The organism is Kitasatospora sp. NPDC042419, from assembly GCF_056437345.1.
Genome location: NZ_JBWKAW010000012.1, coordinates 199,087 through 223,558, shown reverse-complemented (window position 1 = coordinate 223,558; position 24,472 = coordinate 199,087). Strand labels below are relative to the sequence as shown.

Below are 24,472 nucleotides of genomic sequence, written 5' to 3'. Positions count from 1 at the left end.
GTTCGCCGACGACCCACCCCGGCAGGCCCGGGCGCCGCCCCGGAGACTGACAGCACCTCGGGCGGTGCGCTATCTTCCGTACGGAATCGCCCCGGTTGGGGCCGGGGCCGCCGACCGGTGGGGGCAGGCACCATGGAGAGCGCGCGGAGCGTAGCCGAGACCAGCAGAACCCAGGGGAGCCGGCCGCCCGGCCCCCCGCTCACCCCGTCCACCCAGTCCGCCCAATCCACTCAGTCCACCCAGATCACTCAGTCCACCCGGTTCACCCGGGGCCCGTTCGCCGGCCTCGCCCCCGCGGACCTGCGGGAACTCGACCGCCTCGGCACCCGGCGGATCTACTCCCCGGGCGAGGCCCTGATGATCGAGGGCGAGCCGGGCACCCGGGTCGCCCTCCTGCTGACCGGCTGCGTCAAGGTGGTGGCCGCCACCGAGGACGGCAGCGAGGCACTGCTCGCCGTCCGCCTCCCCGGCGAACTCCTCGGGGAAATGGCGGTCCTGGACGGCGAACCGCGCTCCGCCACGGTGCTCGCCGTCCGCACCAGCACCGCCCGGGTGATCTCCGGCCCCGCCTTCCTCGCCTTCCTCGCCGAACGGCCGGCGACGGCCCTCGCCGTCCAGCGGTCGGTGAGCCACAAGCTCCGCGCCGCCACCCGGTACCGCGTCGACGCCGGCTGCGGCACCGTACTCGTCCGGCTCGCCCGCACCCTCACCACGCTGCTCCGCTCGTACGGCACGCCGACCGAGGACGGCCTGCGGATCGACATACCGCTCAGCCACGCCGACCTCGCCGCCCTGTCCCGCCTCTCCCCCGCGAGCGTCGAACGCTCCCTGCGCACCCTGCGCGCCCAGGGCGCCGTCCGCACCAGCTACCGCCAACTCGTCGTCAGCGACCGGACACTGCTCTCGAAGGCGGCCGGCCTTCCGGTCCCGCCGCACGGCGGTGGCGGACGGTGACCGCCGACAAGACGCCCCGGCTGCGCCGGATCTGCCTGGTGGTCGACATCGAGGCGTACAGCGGCCGGCCGTACTTGGTGCAGCAGAAGGTCCAGGAACGGCTCGACCGGGCACTGGACCACGCCTGCCGGCGGGCCCGGGTGGACCGCAGGCGGTGCGAGGCCCAGGACCGGGGGGACGGCCAACTGCTCCTGCTGCCGCCCGGCACGAACGAGGCCGCCGCGCTGCCGGGCCTGGTCCTCGGCCTGCGGGACGCACTGCACACCCTCAACCGCGCCCCCGGCACCGCCGGCCGGCTGCGGATCCGGGCGGCGCTCGCCCAGGGCGGGGTGCAGCGGGCCGCGCTCGGCTACGTCGCCCGCTCGGTCGAGACGGCCTGCCGGCTGCTGGACTGCACGCAGGCCAGGTCCGCGCTGAAGGACACGCCGGACGTCGACCTGGTGCTGGTCGTGCCGGACGACCTGTTCACCGACGCCTTCGCGGCGGGAGCGGGCGGGCTGCCCGCCGAGGGGTTCACCCCGATCACGGTGAAGATCGAGAGCAAGCGCTTCGAGGCGCACGCCTGGGTGACCACGCCCGGGCAGGGCAAGCTCGTCACGCTGCCCTCCCCCGCCGCCGACGGGGCCCGTCGCCGTGCCGCCGGCTCGGCGCTGCTCAAGGGGCTCGGCGACGCGCTCGCCGGTGCCGCGCTCGGCGCCACACCGCCGGTCCACCACGGCGGAGGGGGCGGGTACGGGGACGGGCACGGAGGTGGGGGCGGAGTCGGGGGCGGCGTGGACTCGTCCGGGCAGCACGACGGAGACGGCTCCGACGCCTGGTCGCACGCGGGGCACCACGGCGACGCCCACGGACCGGGGCACGGCCACGGCCACGGCCCTGGATCCGGTCACGGTGACGGCGGCGGCCACCACGACGACCCGTGGCACCCCGGCGACGGGCACCCGACCGCCGCGCAGGGCGAGCACGGCCCGGCCGACCCGTGGGCACCGGACCAGAACCACCATCAGGACCACCACCAAGACCACCACCAGGGTCACCAGGGATCCGAGGCGCACGTTCCGTCGGACGGCCACGAGACGTACGGCCCCCACCACGAGACGGGCCCGCACGACCCCTACGACTCACACAGCACCCACGAACCGCACCTCGGCCACGAGTCGTACGACGCCCACCACGTGCCCGACAGCCCCGACGGCCATCACGTCCACGACACCCACGACACCCACGACGTCCACGGGGACGGGTGGCACGGTCCGCACCACTGAGCGCGGCGCCCTCGGCCACCAGGACGGCCGAGGCCGAGGCCGAGGGCGAGGGCGGGAGGAGCGGGCGAGGGCCGGGACGGGCAGCGTCAGCGGCCGGTCGGCCGGCCACCCGCCGCCACCGGGCGCAGGGCGGCGTCCCGGAGCCGGACCCCCTCCAGCACCACGCCGACCACGCTCGCGGCCGGAACGGCGCCCCAGAGCCGGGAGTCGCTGCTGAGACCGGGGTTGTCCCCGAGCAGGACCACCCGGCCGCCCGGGACGGCCGGGCCGGGGACCGCGTCCCGGGCCTGCTCCGGCACCGGCTCGCCCGGCAGCGCGGCGAGCCGCTTGATCAGCAGCCGCCGGGGGCCGGCCCCGGCGGGCGGCGCGGCGGGGCGGCCCGCCCCGTCCGAGACGACCACGACGATCCGGCCGGCCCGGAGCCGGGCGAGGCCCCGCCGGACGACCAGCACCCGGCGGCCCGGGAGCAGGGTGGGACTCATGCTCGGCCCCGACACCACGACCACCGAGAACGCGGAACGGACCAGCACGGCGAGCACCACCAGCACGGCGGCGGCGATGGCGGCGGGCAGCAGCACGGTGGAACCTCCTGGCACGACGGGGCGGTACGGGTGGGTGCGTCCTGATCAGCGGTGGACCCGGGCACGTGGTGGGGCCGGGCAGGCGGTGGGACCGGGTGCGCTACCGCCGAGGTACGGCGGCGGCGCTACGGGGCGGAGCCGCGGGGCGGCACGAGGGCCGGCCCGGCGGGTCCGGCCGGACCCGCCGGGCCGGCCGCCGCGTCCTGGTACCCGGCCGCCTGGAGCGAGAACAGGTCGGCGTAGCGGCCGCCGAGGGCGAGCAGCGTCTCGTGGGTGCCCTGTTCGGCCACCTGCCCGTCGCCGAGGACGACGATCCGGTCGGCGTCCCGGACGGCGCTCAGCCGGTGCGAGACGATCACGCTGGTCACGCCGCGCCGCAGGCCGCGCAGGCTGTCGTGGACCTCCTTCTCGGCCTCGGCGTCGAGCCCGGAGCTGGGCTCGTCGAGGATCATCAGGTCCGCGTCGTGCCGCATGAACGCCCGTGCCACGGCCAGGCGTTGCCATTCCCCGCCGGAGAGCGCGTGCCCCCGGCCGGCGCCCGGCCCGTCGGCCGCGAAGATCCGGCTGAGCAACGTGCCGTAGCCGTCGTCGAGCCGCTGGATCCGCTCGTGGACGCCGGCCGAGCGCGCCGCAGCCGTGGTCCGGTCGGCGTCGCCGAGGTGGGCCAGCCGGCCGACTCCGATGTTCTCGGCGGCCGTGAGGTCGTAGCGGACGTAGTCCTGGAAGACCACGCCGATCCGCTCGCGGTACTCGTCGGGCGTGAACGCGCGGATGTCGGTGCCGTTCCAGAGGATGCGGCCGCGCGTCGGGTCGTACAGCCGGCAGAGCAGCTTGACGAGGGTGCTCTTGCCCGCGCCGTTCAGGCCGACGAGGGCGGTGACCGTGCCCGCCGTGAGGACGAGGTCGACGCCGCGCAGGGTCCACGGCGCGTCCTCGTGGTAGCGGAACCAGACGTCCCGGAGCTCGATCGTCCCGGTGAGGCGGTCGGGGGCCGTCGGCCGGTCGGGGAGGGCGAGGTCGGGCGAGGTCGCGCCGAGCGCACGGTAGTGGTCGAAGGTGATCGCCGCCTGGTAGGCGGCGGAGCCGGTCGCGGCGAGCTGGGCGACGCCGCTCTGGATGCCGCCGACGGCGGCGAGGCACACCGAGACGTCACCGAGCGTCAGTTCGCCGTTCCGGGCCGCGCGAACCGCCCAGACCAGCCCCAGCGCGTAGACGCCCACGCCCAGCAGCGAGGCGGGCAGCCGCTGGGCGAGGTTGCGCCGGTCGGTGCGCTCCTCCGCCCCGGAGACGGTGAGCAGTTCGGTCCGGGCCCGCTTCCGGAAGAAGTCCTGGAGGCCGAACAACCGGACCTCCTTCACCGCGTCAACGTCGGAGATCAGGCTGCCGTAGAACATCTGCCGGCGGCTGTGCGCCATGGTGTCGCGCAGCACCGCCGCGCGCCGCCGGCCGGCGGCCAGCTGGACGCGCACCAGCGGGAGCGTGAGCAGCAGGGTGGCCGCGCCGAGCAGCGGGTTCACCGCGAAGAGGGTGCCGAGGAAGCCGACGACCGTCATCAGCGCCTGGAGGCTGCTGAACGCGGACCCGGTCAGCAGGTCGGGCGCGACGCCGCCGGCCTGCTGGGCGAGCCGCAGCTCGTTCTGGAACCGCGGGTCCTCGAACGGGCGCAGTCCGGGCACCCGGTTGACCGCCTCGAACAGCTCGTCCTGCACCCGCAGCCTGATCGCCCGGCTGCTGCGTGCCCGGGCGTACTCGCCGGCGGCCGGGGCGAGGGCCAGGCCGAGGCTGGCGACGACCAGCAGGACGCAGGTGCCGACCGGTGGGCCGGAGCCCGCGCCGGTCGCCGCCGGGCCCGCGGTCAGCGCGTCGAACAGGTCGCTGACCAGCAGGGCGGTGGCGGCGGGGAGCAGCCCGGCGACCAGACCGCAGAGCAGGGAGACCAGCAGTTCGCCCGGTCCGGACCGCCAGGCGAGCGCGGTCGCGGCGGCGGCCGAGCGCAGCGCCCGCCGCCCCTCGGCGGGCGGGCGCGGCGCCGGGGCGGCGGGGGCGGCGGCCGCGGTGCCCGCCGTCGGGGGCGCCGTCATCGAACGGCGGGCTGGACGTCGAGCTCGCTGGGCAGCAGGCGGTTGGTGATCCGCCCGTCGGCGCCGACCTCGACGTAGCTGGGCCAGCGGACGACACCGAAGGCCTCGGCGACGGAGCCCTCGACCACGCCCGCAGGTTCGACCACGACCTTGGCGACCGGTGCGAGCATGACGGCCAGCTCCTCGGCCACCGCGCCGCCGCCCTTGACGACGGCCACCACGCGGTCCCTGCCGCCGGGGTGGTCGGTGACGGCCTTGACGAAGTCGGGGGCCTGTTCGAGGCAGGGGCCGCAGCTCGCGGAGAAGAAGCCGACGACGGCGCGGCCACCGGAGAAGTCCGCCCGGGTCACCGGTCCGCCGGTCCGGGAAACCGCGCTGAATTCCGGTACGGGCGTTCCGTCCGGAATTCTGTTCTCCGGGATCGAAACGCCCTTGACAATGTCGCCGTGGGAATTGTGCTGGGAACTTCCGCTCACTTTCCTGGCGAGCGCCAGGGTGAGCAGGAGATTGAATACGGAGATACAGCCGATCACGACGACGAATACCGTGGACATGGTGGCGGGGCCTCGTTCCGGGAAACGCGGGGACGGGGAAGGAATGCACGGAGCGGCTGGCGCGGAGCGCGGGCACGGAGCGGTGGCGGACGGAGGCCCTGGGCGCCGAACTCCGGCGCCCACCCCGGCGGAGGGGAGCTCAGCGCGCGGGCGAGAAGAGGTCGACGAGGGTGTCGGTGGCTATGGCCAGCGCGCTCGCGCCGACGGCGAGCAGCAGGACGAGCGCGACGGCGGCCGGCTCCGGCGTCCCCCGATCGGGGGCCGCGCTCGCCACCAGCCCGGCCGCGGCGACGCCGGCGAGGAGCACGTTGCGCACCACGTGCGCCCGGCCGACAGGCACCCCGGACGCGCCGAAGCAGGGGCAGGAGACGTCGATCCGGCGCCACAGCACCGAGACCAGGACCGCCGCGAACACCACAAGAAGCCCGGCCGCAGCCGTGAAAGCCCAGGTGGCGACCGGTCCGGGCATCCAGACCAGCAGGGCGACGGCCGCCTCGGCGATCGGGACGGCGATCGCCACCGGGCGGTTCAGCCGGCGCGGGACGACGGCCATCGCGCGCAGCGCCGAGGCGAAGTCCCCGGGCGCGCGCAGCTTGGCCAGGGCGGAGACGACGAAGACGAGCGCGACGACGCAGCGGGCGCCGAGCAGCAGGCAGGCGTGCATGGTTCCTCCCCCGTGGCCGGCACCCCCGGGTTGGCGGGGGTGCCGGCGTACTCCGAACGGCCGGGGCTCCCGGCCGGGGCGCCGGGCGGGCCACCGCGGCCCGCCCGGTCGGACCCGGTGGGTCAGCAGCCGCCCCGAATGGCGTAGGTCTCGCAGGTGGGGGCCGAGGCGCAGTTCCAGGAACAGCACGTCTTCACGTAGAGCGTCTCACCGACGCAGGTGTAGAACGTACCCGCCGGGCACGCGCAGGCGGCTTCCGCGGACTCCGAACGGAGACCGCGGGAGAAGGCCCGGTCGACCAGGTTGAGCATTGCCTGAACCATTGTTCCTCCACACAGGGCAGACGGACATGAGCGGCTGTGCACTTACCGACGAGATCTCGTGCGGGGAAACGTAACTGAAATATTCAGATCTTGTCTAGACCAACTTTCGGAGTGATCGACATGTGAGAACGGAGGAGGAGGATCCGTTTCCGAATGTGTGGTTCCGGTCCTCCGGCCGTCGTCACCAGCCGTCGTCCGCCGTGTCGTGCACCGGCGCCGGGTCGGGCTCGTGGCCGTTCTGGCCGGTGTAGTAGTCGGACGGCGACTCGTAGGCGGTGTGGTCGGCGGCCTCGATGACGTCGTCCGGGTGCAGGCGGCCGTCGTCCCAGGTCTGCTCGGGGTCGGTCACGGGGTGGTCCCTTCGGTCGGCGGGGTCGGGGTCGGGGCGGGTCAGCCGGGCGCGGGGCGGGTCAGCGGGGCGGGGGGCGGGTCAGCGGGGCGGGGGGCGGGCTCGGGGCGGGGGCCGGGCGCGGGGGTAGGGCTCGGGGCGGGTCAGGCGGGCGGGCCCGGCGGGGTGGCGAAGTAGATGGCCTCGCAGAGCTCGCGGGCGGTCCGCGCGTACCGCCCGACGTCGCGCAGCGGACCGTCCTCCAGCCGGCGCCACGCCCCGGCCGCCCGCGCCGCCGCCCGCCGCAGCTCCTCGGGGCCGGTGTCCGGGTCGAGGCGGAGCTGGTCGGCCGGGGTGCGCCCGGTGGCCAGGGAGATCAGCGCCTCGGCCGCGTCCGGGGCGAGTTCGAGCCGGCGGGAGGCGACCGCGGCCAGTGCCCGGGCCAGTTCGTGGCGGCGCAGCGCGGGATGGTGCCGAAGCTCGCCGATCCGGGTGCGGGCCTGCCGCAGCAGGTCGGCGGGGATTCCCTCGCCCGTGCCGAGCGCGGCCTCGACGGCGCCGAGGGCGGCGGCGGCGCGCAGGACGTCGGCGGCGTCGACGAACCGCCGGCGCAGGTGGTCGACGACGGCGCCGATGCCGGACGCCTCCCGGAACTCCTCCAACAGGGCGGCGGCGCCGACCCGACGGCCCGCCGCCCGGGCCCGGTGGGCGGCCTTCAGCGCGACGTCGATGCCGTGGACGCCGAGCAGACCGTGCAGGCGTTCGCGTTCGGGCCGGGTGAGCGGGGCGTCCGCCCAGCCGAGGAAGCGGCTGCCGGTGTACAGGGCACGGCGGAGTTCGGCCGCGGGCGCCTCGGCGAGCCGGCGGACCAGGGCGGCGTCGGGTTCGGTGAAGTCGTCACCCAGGGCGGTCTGGCCGAGCAGCCCGACCACCGGGAGGACGTCGTCGACCAGGCCCGCGAGCCGTTCGGCGTTGCGGGCGGCGACCTGGCGGGCACGGGGCCAGGGGTCCCCGTGCCCCTCGCCGAGCAGGTCGATCCGGCTGAGCACGCCGACGGCGTTGAGCGCGGTCATCCGGCTGTCGGCCTGCGCGCGGAGGGCGCCGAGCGCCTCCGCGTCGCCCGCGCCCGGGTGCGGCATGACGTAGACCATGGCGTCGGCGCGGGCGAGGGCGTCCAGCGCGGGCGCGTCGAGACCGCTGAGCGAGTCGAGGCCGGGCGTGTCGACCAGGACGCAGTCACCGGCGGGCCGGAGTCCCGCGGCCTCGACCACCACCTCGGCGATCTCCTCGGGCGGCGTGCCGAGGCCGCGGGGGTCGCGCGGCAGGCCGCCGGCCAGCCAGTGGGTGGTGCCGTCGAGCCGCCGGACCCGGACGCGGTTGAGCGGGCCGGGCCGGAACCAGGCCACCACCGTGGTGCACTCGGTCGCGGCGGAGGCGGCGAGCCGGCGGCCGAGCAGGGCGTTGACCAGGGTGGACTTTCCGGCGTTCATCCGGCCGCCGACCGCGATCCGCAGGGTGCGCTCGGCGAGGCGCTCCCGGACGGCGTGCACCGCTTCGGCGGCCGGCCCCGGCGGCAGGCGGGCGGCCAGGTCGGCGCAGAACTCCGCTACCAGCGGGGCGAGTTCCGCGGGCGGTGGCGCTCCCTGCCGGCTCGCGCCGGGCGAGGTCGGGCCGGGCGGGGCCGCACCGGGCGAGGTCGGGCCAGGCGCGGCCCCGCCGGGCGGCGGGGAGGCGTTCACCGCGCCTCCGCCGGAAGGAGGGCGCCGACCGGTGGGGCCGTGCCGCGCTGCACGCGGGCCAGGACCCTGGCCAGCCGGCGGGCGGGCCGGCGGAGACGTCCGAGCTCCTCCTTCTCCTCCTTCGCCCACTCCTCGTACCGCTTGAGCTTGGTGGCGGCACTCTCGACGCCCTTGAACCACGACACCATGCTGTTGACGGCGTGGGCGTCCGCGCGGGTCTCCTTGATCAGGGTCTTGGACGCGGCGAGCTCGGAGGCCACCGCCTCCGCCCGGTGGGTGAGCAGGCCGGAGAGGCACCAGAGGACCGGGACGAGTACCCCGGCGGGCTTGGCCCCGCAGGAGATCGCCACCGAGGCGTCGAGGATCCGCTCCTCGGCCGCGACCAGCTCCGTGAGCGGGGCCGTCGCCTCCCTCGCGAGGGCCCAGGCTGCGGGGTCGGTGACCAGGTCGGCCTTGGTGTAGGCGAGCACGATCGGAACCGGTGCCTCCTGCGGCTTCACCGCCCGCTGGAGCAGGACGAGGCTGCGGCGCAGTTCCGCGTGGCTGTCGGGCTCGGTGGCGAGGCGGTGCGCGTCGGCGAAGACGATCACCGCGTCGGCCTCGGTGAGCCGGGACATCAGTGCGGCGGTCTCCGGGTCGTCCGCGGCGGTGCTGGTGAGCGCGCCGCCGCGGTAGTCGATCCAGTCGAAGGCCGCCACGTCACGGCGGCCGTGGGCGAACAGGAAGCGGTGGTCGGTGCGGCGGGAGGACGCCTGCGGGTAGACGCCCCGGAGGACCGCCCGGCCGGTCTCCAGCAGCTCGGCACCACGCGCCTCGCGGGCGTCGTGCAGGGTGAACCCCTTGTATCCGGGCGCGAGTTGCGCGTACATGGCGGCGAGGTAGGTGGTCTTGCCGGCGCTGCTGTGACCGAGCGCGACCACTCTCAGGTTCATCAGGTCCACGAGGTCAGCTCCGCTCCGGGCCGGGGGTGTCCGGGGCGCCGTGCGGCCCGTCCGTGCCGGTCGCGCCGGTCGCGCCGGTCGTGCCGGTCGTGCCGGTCGCGCCGGTCGCGCCCAGCGAGCGCGCCAGCGCGAGGCCCTCGTCCCGCAGGGCGGCGAGCGAGGCGATCCGCCGCCGGGTGCGGTCCCGGGCCGCGGCGAGGTCCGCGGCGGCGGTGGCCAGATTGCGGCGGTGGTCCGCGAGTTGCTTCTCCAACCGGACCCGCTCGTCGGCGATGGCCTGGTCGAGGGCGGCGCCCAGCCGGTCGGTGAGCTCGTCGACGTGGCTGGTGATCTGGGCCGGGATCTCCGTGCTCAGCTCGGTGAGCACCCGGTTGAGGTGACGGGTGGCGTCCCCGCGGACCCGGCCGAGCTCCGCGCGCTGGCGGCGGCGACGGGTGAGCACGGCGAGCATCGCGTAACTGGCCACGGCCGGCAGCAGGACGCTGCTCGTCAGCAGGCCGATCACGGTGCCGAAGGTGGCGGCGGTGCCGAGCGAGGGCACGACGCTCTCGATCACCCCGAGCGGGCCGCCCTCCCGGTGCGTGGAGTGCACCATCTCCGGCAGCATGCCGACGCGGTCGGACCGGAGGACGGCGGCGGACCCGTCGACGGGCACGACCTCCGCGCCGGGGCCGCCGTCCGGGGCGGAGCCGTCCCGGACGGCGCCTTCCGGGGTGGAGCCGACCGCCGCGGAGTCCAGGACGGCCGCGCACTCCCGCCGGACCCGCTCCTCCAGCACGGCCAGGCCCCGCCGGGCGGCGTTGTCCAGCTGCAGCCAGACCGCCTCCACCTGCGCCTCCAGGTCGGCCGGGAACTCCTGGGCGAGCGCCGCCGGTTCCGAAGTGGCGATCCGGCCCTCGGCGAGCTGCCGCACGTCGTTGAGGCTCCGCCGGAACCCGAGCTGGAGGGTGTTCTTGAGGTCCCGGGCACCGGTCGACAGCACCCGCCGCCACTGTGCGCTCTCCGGCTGGAGCAGGCGTAGCGCCTCCTCCGCGCGCTGCACCTCGGCGGCCAGCGTCGGGTCCTGCTGGAGCGAACGGAGGCGCTGCTCCTGTTCGGCCAGCGGGCCGGCGAGGGCGGCGAGCGCGACGTGGACCAGGTTGGCGAGCCGCAGTTCGGCGGCCCGGTCTCCGATCCGGCGGCGCAGCAGCTCCTCCAGCGGCTCGAAGCCGCTCTCCTCCAGCAGTTCGGCGGCCTCCGGGAGCGAACCCGCGCCGGCGGCGTCGGCGGCGTCCCGCCGGGCCCGGTTGCTGACCGGGAACCAGGGGGCCCCGGCGTGCCGGGGCGCGTGCCGGGCGAGCAGCTCGCGGTTGCGTTCGAGGACGGTCGGCCAGGCGTCGTGGCTGTCGGTCTTGGTGAGTACGAACACCGTCTCGGCGGTGCGCTCGGTCGCGCGGGCGAGGAACTCCAGCTCGGAGCGGGTGAGTTCGCTGGAGCCGTCGACCACGAAGACCAGCGCGTCGGCCCGCTCCAGGGCCGCCAGGGCGAGTTCGGCATGGCCGCTGACCAGTCCCCCGACTCCGGGGGTGTCGACCAGTTCGAGGCCGGCGGCGAGCATCGGGACGGGCAGCTCGACCTCGACGTGGTGGACGTCGAGGCGGTGCGGCCGGCCGGTGAGCGGGTCGACGGCGGCGTACTCGGCGATCCGCTCCAGCGGGATGGGCTCGGGACGCGGCTGCCCGTCGGGGCTGCCGAGGGGCCCGGGGCCGCCGCGCGGGTCGGAGGTGCCGACGGGCCCTGCGGCGGCCCCGCCCGCGGACCCGGCCGGTCCGGCGGCGGGCAGCAGGAACGCCTCCGCGCGCGGGCGTTCGCCGTGGCGGACGACGACGTGGACGCCGGTGGCGACGTCCGCGTCGACCGGGAGGAGGTCCCAGACGCCCACCAGGCTGTTGATCGTCGAGCTCTTGCCGCGCTTCTTCTCGCCGACGACGACCAGCGAGGCGGCGCCGACGGCGGCCCGGGCGGCCTCGTCCCGGACGCGGCGGGCGGCGTGCTCCACCGCCGGGCCGACGCCGGTGCCGGTGTTGGGGGCGGGGGCGGTGTCGGGAGCGGGAGCGGTGCCGGTGCCGGTGTCGGTGTCGGTGTCGGTGGCAGCGTCGGCGGCCGTGGCCCGGGCGGCGCGTTCGAGGAGGTCGGCGGTGCGGCCCGCGAAGTCCAGAACGCCGGCGCGGGAGGGGGTTTCGGGGCGGCGCGGGGTCATGAGGGTCCTCCCGTGGCGGGGTCGGTCCGGTCGGCGGAGTCGGCCGGCGGGGCCGCGCGGTGGTCGGCGGAGTCGGCGGGCCCGCCGGACGGGGTGCGGTCCGGAGCGGCGTCCGGCCGGGCGGAGGGCTGGGCGGAGGGCTGGGCGGGCGGCGAGGCGCTGGGCGCGGTCCCCGGTGGGGCGGCGGCGGTGGGCGGAACGGGAGCCGGCGGTGCGGCCGGCGGCTCCGGATCGTCGAAGCCGCCGAACATCCCGGAGAAGTCCGCCTCCTTGGGCTCGACGGTGCGGGTCCGGTCGAACAGCGGGCGGTCCGCACTTGGGCCGGGAGCCACGTAGTCGTCACCGCGCGGCACCCCGCCGTAGGAGACACCCTCGTACGGCGCCGCACCGGCCGGCCCGCCCCCGCCGGGCGCACCGCCCTGCGCTCCTGCGTACGGACGCCCGCCGTACCGACCTTCACCGTACGAATCCTCGCCGTACCGACCCTCGCCGTACCGACCCTCGCCGTACGGACCTTCGCCGTACGGGTCGCGGGGCACCTGGCCGGAATCCGGCTGGGGCGGCTGCCGACGCTCCTTCCGCCACGGCGGCAGCAGCGCGGCGTCCACGGCGCGGGCGGCCTCGCCGAGGAGGCGGGAGGCGCCGCCCAGGAACTGTCCGAGCAACGACTGGTCCGGTGGCGGCGGCGCCCCGCAGTCCGGAGCCTGCGCGCCCTTCGCCGGCTTCGACGAACCAGGCGTGGACGGCCCGGACCTGGAGGCCCCTGACGTGGAAGCCGGCTTGGACGACGCAGACTTGGACGACGCAGACTTGGACGAACCCGCCGCCGTGGCACCGGACTTCGACAGCGTCGGCTTCGCGTACCCCGGCGCGGCCGTCCCCGGTGTGACCGGCGCCGACTTCGGCCGCTCCGGCGGCGGGCGGAACAGCAGTTCGTAGCCGTGGCTGTCCGCGCTCGTCAGATGGGTGAGCCGGGCCGCGTCGGCGTCGGAGCGGCGCCGCCAGCCGGTGACCAGGAGACACGGCTGCGGTCCGGACGCTACCGCCGCCGACCAGAGCGCCCCGGCCTCCGTCGCGGGCAGCGCATGCACGCCGTCCGCCCGGGCGGGAAGCCACCGGGCCGAAGCGCGACGCGCGCCCGCCGCATCAGGGGCGTGGTCCGGCCACGGGGCGGCCACCGGACGGGTCGGGCGCGGCTCGGCCTCCCCACGGTCGGCCGCCCCCCAGGTCCGCGCCGTCCACTCCCGGTAGACCGGACCGGCCCAGCGGGCCAGATGCCCTTCCAGTTCGGCGAGTTCGGGGATCCGGCCGGCGAACGGCATGCCGCTGTACCAGCCGACGAAGCCGTACAGCGGGCGTTCGAACTTGTCCCGGACCATGGTGTCGCTGATCAGGCCCAGCTCGCAGGCGGCGCCTACGAGCACGCCGCGCCCGTCGCGGTGGAGCAGGAACCGCGGCCCGTCCTCCAGCCGGTCCCCGCCCGCCACGGCGGCCCGGACGGCGTCCGCGAGCGCTCCCTGCCGGTCGGCGTCGGCCGGCAGGGCCCGCCACCACTGGTCGACCTGCAGGGTCCGGCCGTAGACCACGGCCGACCAGCCGCCGGACGCGCCCTGCGCTTCGGCTCCGCCGGCGTGGTGGCCCGCGGCGTGGTGGGCTCCGGCGTCGGCGGCGGCGGCCGGCTCGGCGCCGGGGGTCTCTTCGGGCGTCGGCCCGTACGTGGGGTTCGTCATGGCGTCAGTCCGTCAGCATCCGGCCGTCGCGGTAGATGGCTATCCCCCGCAGTTCCTGGTCCAGTTCACGGCAGCGCTCCTGGGCCCGCTGCAGGTCGGCCGCGGTCGTCCGGCCCCGGGCGACCAACTGCTCGATCTCCTGCCGGGCGGAGCTCTTCTGGGCGCCCTTGAAGATCCCCCCCATGAACGCCTGGCTGAGCGCGGCCAGTTCGCCACGGGAGGAGTCGAGGCTCGCGGAGAGCCGCGCCATCTCGTGCTCGTTCCGCGCGATGCCCTCGTTGAGGTAGTGGCGGAGGCTGAAGATGATCGGCAGGTGGAGGTTCTTCGGGTTGATCCGGGCCGCGTCGACGGTGGCCTGCTTGGCCTCGCCGAAGTTGCCGAGCTGGATCGGGCAGAGCGCCACCGTGACGCCCTCGGCGTCCTGGTCCGCGAGGACGGGCACGAGGTTGCCGAGGTTCTTCGCGACCACCTGGAGGGCGTCGGCCGCGCTCATGCCGGTGCGTGCGGCCAGCAGGTCGACCTTGGTCAGCAGCACGACCACGCCGGGGGCCGGCTGGCGGGCGCGGAGCCGGTTGCTGAAGACCTCGGAGATCGCCCGGCTGAAGCGGGAGATCTCCATCGGGTCCCCCTCCCGTTCGAGGCTCCCCGGGGCTCCCGCCTTGACCCACTCGGCCACGTGCTCGGCGTCCAGCGCGAGCATGATGCTGTCGGTGGACTCCAACTGCTCCTCCAGCAGCGGGATGTCCGCGGCCGTGCCGCGCCGGTCGAGGGCGGCGTTGCCGCGGAAGTCGACGCAGTCGATCCGCATGAGGTCGCGCATACCGCGGCGGAAGACGAACTCGTAGGCGGTGGGGTTGTCGGAGGTGGGCTTCGGCATGGTGCCGGCGCGGCGGAGCTTGGCCCAGTGCTCGGCGAGGTCGAGATCGAGGTCGGGGTCGGTGGCGTAGAGGTAGTAGCCCTTCACGCCGGCGGAGAGCCGGTTGTACATGCCGTGCAGGTAGGCGGTCTTGCCGGAGCCGCTGGCTCCGAGCATGGTCACGGAGATGCTGGGGACGTCCATGGACGCGGTCCTCTGTTCGCGGGTCGAGGGTCTCGGCGGTGCCGGTGGTACTGCCGGAGCCGGTGAGGGCTCGGGAGGGGGGTGGCGCTCGGGGAAGGGCTCTGGGGAGGGGGCGGCCGGGTCGGCCGGGCCTGTCGGGTCGGTCGGGTCGGTCGGGCCGGTCGGGTCGGTCGGGGACTCGGGCGGAGGCCCGGGCAGCGGTGCGGACGCAGGGGTCGGGCGGCGTGCGGCGTGCGGTGGGTTCAGAACGAGAGGATGTCCTCCAGCAGCTCCCCCAGTCGGTCCGCCGGCTCCACCAGCGGTTCCAGGAGGGCCAGTTCGGACGCGGCGAGGGCCCGGTCGCGGTCCCGGATCGCGGCCCAGGAGGGGACGTCGTCCCACCAGCTGCTGACCCGGTCCCACAAGGTGTCGCGCTGGTCGGCCAGTTGCGCCGAGGCCACCAGGCTGTCGATCGAGGTGGAGAGCTGCATCGCCCGCCCGATGATGCCGAAGCGGAGCGTCCAGAGCACCGGCAGCGCCACGTTCTCCGGCTCCGGTCCGCAGACCAGCGGGATGAACGCCCCCTGGATGTGGCGGGTTTCGGCGACCGCCTCGATCAGCGGCAGGAACGGCCCGACGAAGCGCTCCTCCGCGTCGTCGGCGCCGAGGTCGACCAGGTCGGCCTTGGTCAGCGCGATCACCAGCGGGGTCAGCTTCTCCTCCCGGTCGGCGACCGCCTGGTGGACGCGGACGGTCAGCCGCCGCACGGCCTCGGCCGCGTCCGGGTCGGTGTCCAACCGGAGGGCGTCGACGAAGAGCACGATGCCGTCGGCGGAGACGAGGTCCTCGTGCAGCCTGACGGCCTGCGGGCTGCCGCCGCGGTGCTCGGTGAGCGCACCCCCGCGGTGGTCCTTCCACCGGAACGGGAAGATGTCGGCCCCCTCGTGGCGCAGGACGAAGTCGTAGTAGCGGGGCCGGTCGCTGACCCGGGGGTAGCGGCCGCGCAGGATGTCCCGGGCCCCGGACATCAGTGAGCGGTGGGCAGCCGTGTCGGCGGTGCGCAGGGTCATGCCCTCGACGCCGTCGCACATGGTCGCGTACATCAGGGAGAGGTAGCTGGTCTTCCCGGCCGCGCTGTGGCCGAGCATCACGATGTCCATGCGGTTCCTCGCGGCTCCTCGGGAGGGCGGGCGGATCTGAGTGGTCGGGCGGTCACGGGCGGGGCGGACGCGACTCGGTGTCGGATCCGGGATCCACGGCCGGGTGGAAGGGGGACGGCGGAACGGACGGGAACGGACAGCGGAACAGGCATCGGAGTGGATGGCTGGTCGGCAGCCGACGTGACGACCGGCCGGCGGCCGGCCCTGCACAGTGGTGGGCGGCGACGGGCGGCGGACGGTGCCGGGTCCGCCGGAGGAGCGGCACTGCGGAGCGAGGCCGGGGCGGGTCGGAGAGGCGCGGATCGGGGACGATCCGCTCAGGGACGGCCGGGTCAAAGCCGTTGGCAGCCAGGGAAGTTCGAGTCGAGACGGTTCGAGTCGGGGACGTTCGGGTTCAGTAGGGCAGGCGCCCGTCCAGGTACGGGTCGACCTCGTCCGGGTAGCGGGTGACGGCCCAACTGCTGCCCGCCGCCGCCTCGCCGGAGTCGGCCGGCGCGCCCCCGGCCGCCTCCTCCGCGCCGCTCCCGGCCGCCGGCCCGGCCGGGGCCGGCGGGTCGGTGAGCGCCCCGAGGGCGACGGCGGCCTTGGGGTCGGCGGCCAGTTCGGGGATCCGGCCCAAACGGGCGGCGACCAGGTCGGCGACCGGTGGGGTCCGGCTGGCCGCACCGCAGAGGACGACGGCGGCGAGGTCCGCCGGAGCCAGGCCGGCCCGGGCGACGGTCCGTTCCAGCAGGTCGACGGAGGCGGTGAGCGCCGGGGTGACGGCCGCCCGGTACTCGCCTCCCTGGACGACGAACGGCTCGGCGTAGCCGGGCACCGCGAGGTAGACCGTCCCGGTGCTCGACAGGGACTCCTTCGCGAGGGTCAACTCCCTTGTGAGCTGGGCGCGCTGGTGGGATGCGGCAGGCGTCTGGTCCGACCAGAGCCGGTGCCAGGGTTCGGGGTCGAGGTCCAACGCCCGGTCGCGGAGCAGTTCGAAGAGTGCCTGGTCGAGGTCCCGGCCGCCGAACCCCTGGTCACCGGCGACCGCGACCGCCTTGAACTCGCCTCCCTCCCAACGGAGTACGGCGGTGTCCACGGTCCCGCCGCCGAGGTCGTAGACGGCGATCGGGCCGTCCCCGTGCGGCGCGATGCCGTCGGCCTCCACGCCGAGTGCGGCCCGGGCGGCGTGGAAACGGGCGGCCGCGACCGGTTCGGGCAGCAGCTCCGGGCGGCCGAGGCCGGCCCGGTCCGCGGCCTCGACCAGCCGGTCCAGCTCGGCCGGCGCCCAGTCCGCCGGGTGGGTGAGCACGGTCCGCGCCGGGGCCGCCCCTCCGCCCTGCGCGCGGGCCTCCGCGGCCGCGCGCTCCAGTACGGCGGCGACGAGGTCGACGGTGGCCACCTCCTGCCCGTCCAACAGGACGGCCGACTGGCGGAGCAGCGCCCGCTTGGGGTGGTGCTCGACCCGTTCCGGCCGCTGGGCGGCGAGTTGGACGGCGGCGCGGCCGGTGAGCAGCCGCCCGGAGTCGTCCAGGCAGACCAGCGAGGGCAGGTAGCGGCTGTTCTCGATCTCGACCGCCGCCACCGGACCGGCCTGCGCCCCGCGGACCGCCGCGGTGGTGAAACAGGTACCGAAGTCGATGGCCAACGACCAGTCAGACACGTTTCCTCACAAGTGAGTTGCTGTGTGTGCGGGCGCGCGGGGCGGACCGGGGAGACGGCTCTCCGGGTGTCCCGCGCAGGATGCTAGGGCCCCACGGGCAACTTTGAAGATGTTCGGGACATTTTGTAACAATGGCATGCGCATTGCCGTTGCGGCGCACTCGGCTCCGCGGCACGGGGTGGCACCCCCGACCCCCGGTCCGGGGTGCCGCCCCCAGTCTCGGCGGATCCGTCGGCCGAAACACCGTCAGGTGACCGAATGCGAGCGGAAGACCCCCGAGGAGAAACCGCGTTCCGGCAGCACCGGGCACATCCGGACCACCCGCCGTACGGGCACCGGCCGGGCCGTACGCCACTCAGGGCACCCCGTGACGGTCGGTCGGGAAACGGCGCCTGGACGCCGGGCGATGTCCGAGCTACGGCCGAGCTACGGCCGGGCGGCGACCGCGCGACGGCCGGGCGAAGTCGACGGTTCCGGGGCCCGGTGACCTGGCGCCGTCCCCCGGCGACACCTAGCCTTGTCCCGCAACATCGCCGGGCGCGGGGGGTGCCGTGGACGAGTCGGAAGCGCCGCCGGTGGAGCACCGGCCACCGCCGGAGCGGATCGGTCGGCGGATGACCGTCTGGACCCTGGGGTTCGGCTGCGCCGCCGTGCTCGCCGGATCGTCGGCCCTGGCCGCCGTGCTGCTCCTGCCGTGGCACCGGTCGCCGCGCTGGGAGGTCCTGACACCGCTCGCCGCGACCGTGCTGCTCGGGGCCGCCTGGCTCGTGGCCTCCTGGCTCGCGCCACCGGCCGAGCGCCCCGCACCGGCCCCGCCGGCGCACCGGCCGTCCCCGGCCGAACTGCGCTCGGTGGCGGGGCGGCTGGCGACGCGCACCCGCTGGTCGCTCCTCGCGGGCTGGCTGACGGTGCCGGCCGCGCTGTGGGTCGTCCCGGCCTGCTTCGTCGCGGCGCACCAGCCGCTCGAACGCGAGCTGATCGCCCACCACACCGCCCTGGTCTCGGCCGGCGCGCGGTGGACCGACTTCACGGTAGCGGTCTCGCAGGCCGAGGCCGCCGGGCAGCCGCGCCCGCACCTCGACCGCATCGCCGTGCACCCGGTGAGCGTGCCCGGGATGTCCGTGTCGGTCGCCAACAACCGGGGCCGGCTCGACGGACTGGCCGGCGGTGACCCCGTCCGGTTCCTGGCCGACCTCGAACACCTCGACCGGGGCCTGTTCGCCGAAGCCGACCTCGTCGCGCTCCGCCCCGGGCCGCCGCTGCTGTCGGTCCCCGGCGCGGTGTTCTCGGGAATCATGCTGCCGGCCTGGTGGGCCTCGCTGCTCGGGCTGACCGACCGCCGGGCCATGGTGCCGACCCGCCGGCTGCGGGTCGAGGACCACCCGCTGATCGCCGACCCGCGCGCGCCCGGCACCACCGTCTGGATCCGCGTCGAGGTGTGCGACACCGTGGCGAGCTGGACGGTCCGCCTGGGGACGGAGGAGGACAGCGGGTCGAAGTCGCACTCCGGGCTGCGGCTGCGACCGCTGTCCGACGCCCCCGCGACGCCGCCCGGGGAGGAGCCGGTGCCCGTACTCGTCTTCGAGGAGCACGCGGTCCGCTCCGCGCAGCCGCCGGCCTCCTACGAGACGGTCGCCCGGCTGGCCGGCGCGGAGGGCTGGTTCGGCCGGCAGAGCCCCGGGAGCACGACGCGCGCCGTGCTGGTCCTCGACGACGGCGAGACGCGCTGGGGGACCTGCCACGGCGCCCCCGCACCCCCGCCCGAACCCGCCGCACCCGCCGGGGACGCCTCTGCGAACGCCGGCCCCGGCGCCTCCCGCCTCCTGAGGCCGCCACGGCCGGTCCTGGTCGTCTCGCCGGTCCTGCGCACCCTGGCCTCCGTCGGGGTCCTGTGGCTGGGCGTCGTGCTCGGGCTGAACACCACTGACGCCTTCGCCGGATTCGACCCCCTGGCGGTCTTCGCGGTGGAGGTGGTCTGCAGCTTCGGCGTCCTCCTCGGCCTGGCCTTCCTCGCCGATCGGTTGGAGCACACGGGCCCGCCGACCGGCCTGGCACCCGCCGGTGCGAAGCCCACCGGCGCGGCACCCGCCGAGGCCGACTCCACCGACCTCGGCTCCACCGGCGATGGGCCCACCGACATGAGGCCGACCGACGCGGAGCCCGCCGACGTGGAGCCCACCGGCCCGAGGCCCGCCGACCGGTAGCCGCAGGCTCCGGCCGCCCGGCCGCAGGCTCGGCGCGGGCCCGGCACGAGGGGCGCGCGGCGCGGCCCGTGCCATCGGCCGGGCGGCCGACGGGCGGAACCGGACAGGTGAAGGTCAGGTTGCATTCGCGTGAACCGCCTCAACCATCCGCTTCGCGCAACCGCCCGTCTCGCCACCCGGATCCGCTCAGCCGTCGAACGCCTCGATGCCCGCGCCGACGCCGCCCTGCGGGCCTGGGCCCGCCCGATCACAGCCCGGACCGCCGACCTGGTGCGCCGTATGGCCGCCGCCAACTGCAGCGACGCGCTCAGCCGCCACCTCCCCTGCCGCGCCCGCGAACGGGCCGCCCGCGACGCCCTCCCGGCCTCCGAGGGCCGGCCCCGCCCGAAGGCCCTCCCTGAAGGAACGGTCCTCCTCACGCCCACCGCTTCGGACCCGACACCCCTCGACCGCGACTCCTCGGCGAGACCGAAGCGCCGCAGCTAGTCCCGGCCGCTCGTGCCCGTTCCCCGTCGATCGGCGGAGCCGGGGCGCCGCACGACCGCCCCGAAGACGACGCGCGACCCCGGGCGGCGCCGGGAGCGCCCGGAGGCACCCGGGGGGCGTCCGCTCCGGCGCGAGCCCCCGGCACGGGTTCAAGGCGACCCGGATGTTTGAACCTCCCTCAGCGGGCAGGCGAAGGACAGCGCCGCCCGTCCACGGCGCCCGGCGTCGAGGCCCCGGCTCTCCCCCCGGGGCCTCGACGCGTACCCGGATCCCGACCGCGACCGGAGGAGAACCCGCATGACGCCCTGGACCGTCCTTCGCCCGCTGCTGGTGGCGGCCGCCGTGCCGGCCGCCGTCCTCGCCGTGGACCGGGTGCTGCTGCTGGCCGTCGGCCGGCTTTCGGCCGCCCGCCCCGACGCCCGCCGGTGGCGACTGCTGCACCGCTGCCGGATACCCGCGCTGGCGACGGCCGTGGCGGCGCTGCTGCTCGGCTGCGAGCCGGCCGCGGGGCTGAGCCCGGACGTCCGGCCGCCGGTGCGGCACGTGCTGCTGCTGGCGGTGCTGGTCACCGCGGGCCGGCTGACCGCCCGGACGGTCTCGCTGTCCATCGAGTCCGCGCTGACCACGTACGCCGCCGGACGGCGGGATCCGGGGCGGGTGCGCCGGGCCAGGACCCAGGCCCAGTTGGTCGGGCGGATCTCGGACGTGGCGATCGCGGTGCTCACCCTGGCCGCCGCGCTGATGACGTTCCCGGCGGTCCGCGCGGTCGGCGCCAGTCTGCTCGCCTCGGCGGGCCTGCTCGGCCTGGTGGCGGGCGTCGCGGCGCAGTCCTCGCTGGCCAACCTGTTCGCCGGCATCCAGCTGGCCTTCGGCGACATGGTGCGGATCGGCGACGTCGTGGTGGTGGCCGGCGAGTGGGGCACGGTGGAGGAGATCACCCTCACCGCCGTGGTGATCGCCACCTGGGACCAGCGGCGGATCGTGATGCCGGTCTCGTACTTCGCCGGCAAGCCGTTCGAGAACTGGTCCCGGCGGGATCCGGGGATCACCGGCACCGTGCTGCTGCACCTCGACCACCGCACTCCCGTCGAGGAGTTGCGGGCCGAGTTCGAGAAGCTGCTGGCGGGCGACGACCGGTGGGACGGCGCCGGCCGGGCGCTCCAGGTGGTCGACACCACCCCCAGCACCATCGTGGTCCGGGCCCTGATGACCGCTCCCGACGCCGACCGCGCCTTCGACCTGCGCTGCGCGGTCCGCGAACACCTGGTCGCCTTCCTCCGCGACCGGCACCCGTACGCCCTGCCGCGGGTCACCGTCGCCCGGAGCGAGCCCGCGGACGGGTTCCCCGGCGGGCCGGCGGGCGCCAGGACGGACTCCGCCGCGGGCTCCACAGCGGGCTCCACGGCGGACGGTACGGCGGACGGCACGGCGGCCGCCGGGAGCGGGAACCGGAAGCGGGAGCACGAACGGGAGCCGAGCCCGGACCAGGGCGGGCCCGTCACGAGCGAGAGGTGACCCAAGGACGGAAGGCCCCCGCCGACTCGGGTCGACGGGGGCCGGGTGGATCCGGCGGGGGCCGGGTGGATCCGGCGGGGGCGCGGAGGTCACCTCGGCGCGGCCCCCGCCGGGTGCGGGTCAGGCGCGGCAGAGGCCGGTGGCCCAGTCGACGGTCGCGGTGGCCTGGGAGTAGCGCCACTCGGGGGCGAGCAGGTCACGGTCGAGCCGCGCGGCCGCGGTGCGGTCCTCGACGATGTAGCCGAAGTCCTGGAGCCAGGCCGGGTAGAGGTTCTTCGAACCGATGTAGAAGGCCGAGTCGTCGACCGCGACCAGCTTGTGGTGCAGCGCGTACGGGTGCCCGTCGGCCCAGGTGGCGGTGGGGGCGGCGCGGAAGGTGGCGAGCTGGAGGTTGCCGCAGAGCGCGGCGGTGGCCTTGCCCTGGTCACCGGTGAGGGTGGCGAGGCGGGCCCGGAGGACGTCGCTGATCTCGGTCAGGGACTTGATCTGCGAGTAGCCGCCGCTGCCGACGGCGCCGCGGTTGGCCGGGTCGCTGACGACGATCCGCACCTTGACGCCGGCGGCGAGCTTCGCGGCCAGCGCGTCGTAGAGGCGGGCGTCGTAGCGGGGCAGCGGCGGGCAGGTGCCGTTCATGTCCTGCTGGGAGATCTCGATGTGCCGCTGGGCGCTGCCGACGAGGGCGCGCAGGGCGTTCTCCTCGGGGTTGACCGTCTCGTAGTCGCGGTCGGCGTTGGTGTTGTCGTGCAGGGTGAGCGGGCTGCACTTGGCGTCCGACGCGCCGGCGACCGGGCCGGGCCGGTAGCCGGACGCCGGGTCGGAGGCCTTGATGCCGACGCCGAGGCCGCCGACGGCGATCACCGGGACGGTCCCGGTGGCGGGGGCGGCCGGGTTGAGGTCGCGTTCGAGCGACGGCCGGCAGGCGCCGCCGTCCGAGGAGGCGAACCAGGCGTTGTCGAAGAGGCCGGTCCGGCCGCAGGTCCACTCCCACAGGGTGTCGAGGTAGCGGGCGGCCGAGGTGGCGGCGGGGCCGCTCAGCGCCAGGTCCACGTCCGAGACCGGGTGGGCGGTGTCGAGGTAGTCGTTCTTCCAGCCGTTGATGCCGCCGGCGATGACGGTCCGTCCGTCGACCACCAGGAGCTTGGAGTGGTTCCAGGAGAACGCGGTGCGCGAGGTGGTCATCGACGCGATGTTGAGGCTGACCGAGCCGGCCGCCGGGCCGAGCTTGGCGACCAGCTCGTCGCGGTAGCGGGAGGGCAGGACGTTGGCGTTGTAGATCGGCGCGGCGCCGACCATGATCCGCACGACGGGGCGGTGGCCGGCGGCTACCGAGGCCTTGAGTCCGGCGACCAGGGCGTCCTCGAAGCCGCCGTCGGGGAACGGCGCGAGGGTGGAGACGTCGACGGTGCGGGTGGCGGCGGCGACGTCGGCGGTCGTCTTCGCCAGCAGCGCGCGGGTGCCGGGCCGGTCGGCGCAGGTGGCGTCGCCCCAGCAGCCGGGCGTCTGCAGCAGCCAGCCGGCCGGGTCGGTCCCGGTGCCCGCGAGGCTGTTGCCCTCGGTGCGCTGCCAGACGGTGCCCTCCAGCCCGGGCGACACCTCGCGCAGGACGCGCTCGACGGCGTCGAGGTGCCCGGTGCCCGCGTCGCCGCCGGCCTGGGCGGTGGGGGCGGCAGCGGCCGCGTGGGCGGGCGCGGACGGGACGACGGCGAGCAGGCTGGTGGCCGCGGCGGCGGCGAGGGCGGCGCGCAGGACGCGGCCGGGGCGACGGGAGGAGGGTCGGGACACGTGACGTTCCTTCAGAGCGTGGCGGATGATTCGTGGTTCACCCGTGGGACGACCTGAGATTACCGAGAAGTAACATTCTGTCCAATCTGTGCATGCCAATGAGCCACTCGGCCTGTTTCACACCCGCCGTCCGACCCCCGCCGCACGGCCCCCGCCGTTCGGCGCCCGTCATTCGCCGCCTCCGTCGTTCCGCCGCCGGCGGGGGCGGCGCACGCGCTCGGTCCGGGTGCGCGGGATCAGAACCGGTGCAGGCAGTGCGGGAACGGCGCGGCCCGTTGCGACGGGGGGTGACACCCGGAAGGGCCCCGGTCCGACGCTCGATCGAGCGTCGGACCGGGGCCCTTCCGGGAAGGCCGGGGCAGTGCCCGCCGGGGCATTGCCCGGCGGGTCAGCGTTCGGCGGCCGCCGCCCGCAGGTCCGTCGCGAGCGCCTCGGCGGCGGCCACGTTCGGCTGCGGGTGGGTGAGCAGGTGCACCCCGGCGGCCAGGGCGCCGCCGACCAGCGGCGCGAGGATGAACAGCCACAGCTGCGACAGCGCCTCACCACCCGCGAACAGCGCCGGGCCGAGGCTGCGCGCCGGGTTGACGGACGTCCCGGTGAGCGGGATGCCGACCAGGTGCACCACGACGAGCGCCATGCCGATCGGCAGGCCGTCGAATCCGGTGGCGGCGAGGCGGTGCGTGACCGCCAGGACGACGAACACCAGGAGGAAGGTCAGCAGCACCTCGGTCAGGAACGCGCCGCCGAGGTTGATGTGCACGGCGGAGCGGTCGCCCCAGCCGTTGGTGCCGAGCTTCTCGTGGGTCTGCAGGCCGGGTATCTGCTTGGCGAGCAGCAGCACCAGGGCGGCGCCGGCGATCCCGCCGAGGAACTGCGCGACCCAGTACGACGCCGCGGTGCGACCGTCGATCCGGCGGGCCAGCAGGAACCCGAGGGTCACCGCCGGGTTGACGTGGCACCCGGAGATCGGGCCGAACGTGTAGGCCAGGGCGAGCAGCACGAAGCCGAACGCCAGCGCGATCCCGACCGATCCGATCGCTTCCCCGGCCACCACCGCGGCACCCACCGCCAACAGCACCAACAGCAGAGTTCCGAGAAACTCGCCGACCACCGCACGCCTGTCCATCTGGCCTCCCGACCGCATCACTCCGAACGGCACCGCACCGCCCGCGCCCGGCCCACCCCTCCGCAGCCGAACAGGGGAACGCGCCCCGCCCGAACGACTGGACGCCGAGACCTGGGGAC

20 protein-coding genes are annotated in these 24,472 nt (G+C 75.8%); 5 read left to right on the top strand and 15 right to left on the bottom strand.

What is annotated here, in order from left to right; translation table 11 throughout:
• Positions 1 to 132: 132 nt before the first annotated feature.
• Positions 133 to 954, top strand: coding sequence for a Crp/Fnr family transcriptional regulator (locus AC067J_RS23370; protein ID WP_478302118.1), 822 nt, complete (start codon positions 133 to 135; stop codon positions 952 to 954).
• Positions 951 to 2,219 (top strand): hypothetical protein, encoded by a 1,269-nt coding sequence (locus AC067J_RS23365; RefSeq protein WP_478302116.1) that lies wholly within the window; start codon positions 951 to 953, stop codon positions 2,217 to 2,219. Before AC067J_RS23370 ends, AC067J_RS23365 begins: the two co-directional genes overlap by 4 nt.
• A gap of 86 nt (positions 2,220 to 2,305) precedes the next feature.
• Here AC067J_RS23365 and AC067J_RS23360 read toward each other — a convergent pair whose 3' ends face one another.
• The 13 genes from AC067J_RS23360 to AC067J_RS23300 form a co-directional block, all read right to left on the bottom strand.
• The gene (locus AC067J_RS23360; RefSeq protein WP_478302114.1) at positions 2,306 to 2,815 is read right to left on the bottom strand and encodes a S26 family signal peptidase; all 510 of its coding nucleotides are present in this window, start codon (positions 2,813 to 2,815) and stop codon (positions 2,306 to 2,308) included.
• A gap of 110 nt (positions 2,816 to 2,925) precedes the next feature.
• On the bottom strand, positions 2,926 to 4,881 hold the full coding sequence (locus tag AC067J_RS23355) for an ABC transporter ATP-binding protein (RefSeq protein ID WP_478302113.1): 1,956 nt from the start codon (positions 4,879 to 4,881) through the stop codon (positions 2,926 to 2,928).
• On the bottom strand, positions 4,878 to 5,435 hold the full coding sequence (locus tag AC067J_RS23350; RefSeq protein WP_478302111.1) for a TlpA family protein disulfide reductase: 558 nt from the start codon (positions 5,433 to 5,435) through the stop codon (positions 4,878 to 4,880). Before AC067J_RS23350 ends, AC067J_RS23355 begins: the two co-directional genes overlap by 4 nt.
• A 139-nt stretch (positions 5,436 to 5,574) precedes the next feature.
• Positions 5,575 to 6,099, bottom strand: coding sequence for a MauE/DoxX family redox-associated membrane protein (locus AC067J_RS23345; RefSeq protein WP_478302109.1), 525 nt, complete (start codon positions 6,097 to 6,099; stop codon positions 5,575 to 5,577).
• A gap of 122 nt (positions 6,100 to 6,221) precedes the next feature.
• Positions 6,222 to 6,422, bottom strand: a complete 201-nt coding sequence (locus AC067J_RS23340; RefSeq protein ID WP_478302108.1) for a hypothetical protein — start codon at positions 6,420 to 6,422, stop codon at positions 6,222 to 6,224.
• 181 nt (positions 6,423 to 6,603) lie between these two features.
• Complete coding sequence (locus tag AC067J_RS23335; RefSeq protein ID WP_478302106.1) at positions 6,604 to 6,771, bottom strand: hypothetical protein; 168 nt, start codon at positions 6,769 to 6,771, stop codon at positions 6,604 to 6,606.
• 143 nt (positions 6,772 to 6,914) lie between these two features.
• Positions 6,915 to 8,489 (bottom strand): GTPase, encoded by a 1,575-nt coding sequence (locus tag AC067J_RS23330; RefSeq protein ID WP_478302105.1) that lies wholly within the window; start codon positions 8,487 to 8,489, stop codon positions 6,915 to 6,917.
• Complete coding sequence (locus tag AC067J_RS23325) at positions 8,486 to 9,421, bottom strand: TRAFAC clade GTPase domain-containing protein (RefSeq protein ID WP_478302193.1); 936 nt, start codon at positions 9,419 to 9,421, stop codon at positions 8,486 to 8,488. Before AC067J_RS23325 ends, AC067J_RS23330 begins: the two co-directional genes overlap by 4 nt.
• 13 nt (positions 9,422 to 9,434) lie before the next feature.
• Positions 9,435 to 11,669 carry a dynamin family protein gene (locus AC067J_RS23320; RefSeq protein WP_478302103.1) on the bottom strand — a complete coding sequence of 745 codons (2,235 nt, stop codon included), beginning with the start codon at positions 11,667 to 11,669 and terminating at the stop codon, positions 9,435 to 9,437.
• Positions 11,666 to 13,399, bottom strand: coding sequence for a hypothetical protein (locus tag AC067J_RS23315; protein ID WP_478302101.1), 1,734 nt, complete (start codon positions 13,397 to 13,399; stop codon positions 11,666 to 11,668). Before AC067J_RS23315 ends, AC067J_RS23320 begins: the two co-directional genes overlap by 4 nt.
• Before the next feature lie 4 nt (positions 13,400 to 13,403).
• Positions 13,404 to 14,459 (bottom strand): hypothetical protein, encoded by a 1,056-nt coding sequence (locus AC067J_RS23310; RefSeq protein ID WP_478302100.1) that lies wholly within the window; start codon positions 14,457 to 14,459, stop codon positions 13,404 to 13,406.
• A 242-nt stretch (positions 14,460 to 14,701) separates the two neighbouring features.
• Positions 14,702 to 15,598: a TRAFAC clade GTPase domain-containing protein gene (locus tag AC067J_RS23305; protein WP_478302098.1), complete on the bottom strand. Its 897-nt coding sequence runs from the start codon at positions 15,596 to 15,598 to the stop codon at positions 14,702 to 14,704.
• A 394-nt stretch (positions 15,599 to 15,992) separates the two neighbouring features.
• Positions 15,993 to 17,240 carry an Hsp70 family protein gene (locus AC067J_RS23300; RefSeq protein ID WP_478302097.1) on the bottom strand — a complete coding sequence of 416 codons (1,248 nt, stop codon included), beginning with the start codon at positions 17,238 to 17,240 and terminating at the stop codon, positions 15,993 to 15,995.
• A gap of 614 nt (positions 17,241 to 17,854) precedes the next feature.
• On the opposite strand from AC067J_RS23300, the gene AC067J_RS23295 reads away from it, so the two are divergent.
• From AC067J_RS23295 to AC067J_RS23285, 3 genes are all read left to right on the top strand, one after another.
• On the top strand, positions 17,855 to 19,444 hold the full coding sequence (locus tag AC067J_RS23295) for a hypothetical protein (RefSeq protein ID WP_478302095.1): 1,590 nt from the start codon (positions 17,855 to 17,857) through the stop codon (positions 19,442 to 19,444).
• Between the two features lie 129 nt (positions 19,445 to 19,573).
• Positions 19,574 to 19,930, top strand: a complete 357-nt coding sequence (locus AC067J_RS23290) for a hypothetical protein (protein WP_478302093.1) — start codon at positions 19,574 to 19,576, stop codon at positions 19,928 to 19,930.
• 297 nt (positions 19,931 to 20,227) lie between these two features.
• Positions 20,228 to 21,445 (top strand): mechanosensitive ion channel family protein, encoded by a 1,218-nt coding sequence (locus tag AC067J_RS23285; protein WP_478302092.1) that lies wholly within the window; start codon positions 20,228 to 20,230, stop codon positions 21,443 to 21,445.
• A 120-nt stretch (positions 21,446 to 21,565) separates the two neighbouring features.
• On the opposite strand, the gene AC067J_RS23280 is transcribed toward AC067J_RS23285, so the two are convergent.
• Positions 21,566 to 23,227: a phospholipase D-like domain-containing protein gene (locus tag AC067J_RS23280; protein WP_478302090.1), complete on the bottom strand. Its 1,662-nt coding sequence runs from the start codon at positions 23,225 to 23,227 to the stop codon at positions 21,566 to 21,568.
• A gap of 388 nt (positions 23,228 to 23,615) precedes the next feature.
• Positions 23,616 to 24,353 (bottom strand): MIP family channel protein, encoded by a 738-nt coding sequence (locus AC067J_RS23275; RefSeq protein ID WP_478302088.1) that lies wholly within the window; start codon positions 24,351 to 24,353, stop codon positions 23,616 to 23,618.
• Between the last annotated feature and the right edge of the window lie 119 nt (positions 24,354 to 24,472).